This window comes from Nitrospirota bacterium (assembly GCA_016219645.1).
In the GTDB taxonomy this organism is placed as follows: Bacteria; Nitrospirota; Nitrospiria; order Nitrospirales; family Nitrospiraceae; genus Palsa-1315.
The window spans coordinates 1-1,287 of sequence record JACRLR010000025.1 but is presented as its reverse complement, the minus strand read 5'-3'; the positions used below and the strand labels follow the sequence as shown (position 1 = coordinate 1,287).

At 55.6% G+C, this 1,287-nt stretch carries 3 protein-coding genes; 2 read left to right on the top strand and 1 reads right to left on the bottom strand.

Going from position 1 to position 1,287, the window contains the following annotated elements; genetic code table 11:
• Both HZB34_10990 and HZB34_10985 read left to right on the top strand, forming a co-directional pair.
• On the top strand, positions 1–627 hold a 627-nt coding region (locus HZB34_10990), incomplete at its 5' end, for a ribosome biogenesis GTPase Der (protein MBI5316487.1).
• Positions 628–663: 36 nt separating this feature from the next.
• Positions 664–837, top strand: coding sequence for an ankyrin repeat domain-containing protein (locus HZB34_10985; protein MBI5316486.1), 174 nt, complete (start codon positions 664–666; stop codon positions 835–837).
• A gap of 167 nt (positions 838–1,004) precedes the next feature.
• Here the strand turns inward: HZB34_10985 and HZB34_10980 are convergent.
• On the bottom strand, positions 1,005–1,287 hold a 283-nt coding region (locus tag HZB34_10980; protein ID MBI5316485.1), incomplete at its 5' end, for a phenol hydroxylase.

Sequence of the window (1,287 nt, the reverse complement as noted above, 5' to 3'; positions counted from 1 at the left end):
GCAGGCATCAGGCGACGCGGTAAGATCGACCGTGGGGTGGAAGGCTACAGCGTCCTCCGATCACTCCGTGCCATCGGTCGGTCCGACATCGGGGTCCTTCTCCTGGATGGGGTGGAAGGAGTCACGGAACAAGACACCAAGATCGCTGGGGCCATTCTGAAGCAAGGACGCGCCTGCGTTCTCCTGATCAACAAATGGGACTTACGAGCCGGAGATACTCAGGCGCGACAAGAATATGAACTTGAACTCCGCCGACGGCTTTCCTTTCTGACCTGGGCTCCGATCCTGTATGGATCAGCTCTCAAGCCGGACTCCGTCCACCGTCTTTTCCCGCTCCTCAAGGACGTGCACGCTATGTTCACCAAGCGTGTCCCCACTGGCGCACTGAATACCTGGCTGCAGAAAATTCTCGACACCCATCCGTTGCCGGCTCGCAAGCACAAGCCGTCGGCTGTGACGAAGTCCGCCTATATCACGCAGGTGGCCACCAAACCACCGGTCTTTGCCTTGTTTGTCGGCCATCCGGAAGACCTCACGCCTTCGTATTTGAAATATTTGGAGAATCAACTGCGCGAAACCTACCAATTCACCGGCACCCCGCTCCGCCTCATGGTCAGGAAAAAGTAAGCATCCCCTTCGAAGACTGACCATGGCGACACAGCCTTGCACTATGCTTGCCAGTTTGGTCATCCCGATGTTGTACAAGCTTTGTTGTATGCAGGGGTGGATCTGAGCCAGAAGGATCAGGATGGTGAAACGCCTCTGACTATCGCAAAGCGAAAGAACCACCAAGAAATCGTACAGCTTCTTAAGAACGCGGGAGCAAACATCCGCTGAATTAAATGTCCCGCTAAGAGAGGAAACTTAACAAAGAGAGAACGGTGTCAGGAACCATTGCCTTGATGAAATAGGTGCACGCGTATGGGCCTCCGCTTCGCGTTTCTCTCGGCGGGTCTTAACTTAATGTCCACGAACCCCAGACGCGCTCATGAACAGAACTGTCATTACACTTCATTCTCGTCGTCGTACCATTTCTCGCGATAGATCGGGCAGAGGCCTTTCGAGCGGAGAAAGTTGGTCACGTCTTTGATCATGCCGCCGTTTCCGCAGAGATACACGGCGAGATTGTCCACCGTCTTGACACGCTCCTGCACCAGCGCGGTGACGCGGCCGGTCGGACCGGTCCATCCCGGATCCGGACGAGACAATGTGACAGTACTGCGAAACATGGGATGCCGGGCCGCCAGTTCGTGCAGCTCTTCCTGATAGTACAGATCCCGCTGGGCT